This window comes from Aminobacter sp. P4_D5 (assembly GCF_056401815.1).
Map to the genome: position 1 here is coordinate 1 of NZ_JBFUIP010000813.1, position 667 is coordinate 667.

Below are 667 nucleotides of genomic sequence, written 5' to 3' on the forward strand. Positions count from 1 at the left end.
GTCTATGCCATCACCTTCAACCAGCAGGGCCTGATGGCGGCGGTCGCGGWGAACGGTTCGAAGATCACGCGCATCAATCCGAGCTAGGTGCGATGTTCGAAGCCGGTCGCTGACGCGGCCGGCTTCGTCCTATGAGTTCCCCAGACTGGACACGGTGCTCACGGCCGAGGCCAGGATCACCGTGTTGAACCAGAAGGCCGTCAGCCCGTGCAGCAGCACCATGCGGCGCATGCGGGGCGTGTTCGTCGTCGCATCGCTGACCTGGAAGGTGCAGCCGACCACGAAGGCGAAGTAGATGAACTCGCCGAAGGGCGGTTCGTCGGTGCCGCCGGGGAAGTCCAGCCCCTTGTCGTTCATCCAGAACTCGTGCGCGTATTCCTGCGCGAAGAGCAGGTGGACGTAGAACCACGTTGCGATGATCGTGAAGATCGAGAAGACCTGCTCCCTCGCCTCCTGCTTTCCGCCGGCCAGCAGCATCGCCACGATCACCAGCGAGGCCGTCGCCGCCAGCAGCGAGACGGTGATCACGACGGCACGTCCTTCGGCCAGGGCACAGGCCCGCTCGCGCATCGCGTCAGGATCCGCATCGCCGAGATAAAAGAGGAGCAGCGCGGCATAGACGGCGACATTGCCGCACCAGCCGAGCATCGCCGCCTCGCGCCAGGAC

General features: G+C 64.9%; 1 protein-coding gene. It reads right to left on the minus strand.

Going from position 1 to position 667, the window contains the following annotated elements; all coding sequences use genetic code 11:
* Positions 1 to 129: 129 nt before the first annotated feature.
* Positions 130 to 667 (minus strand): DUF1345 domain-containing protein (locus tag AC1DWF_RS35160; RefSeq protein WP_476843093.1); only part of this gene is annotated, 538 nt, incomplete at its 5' end.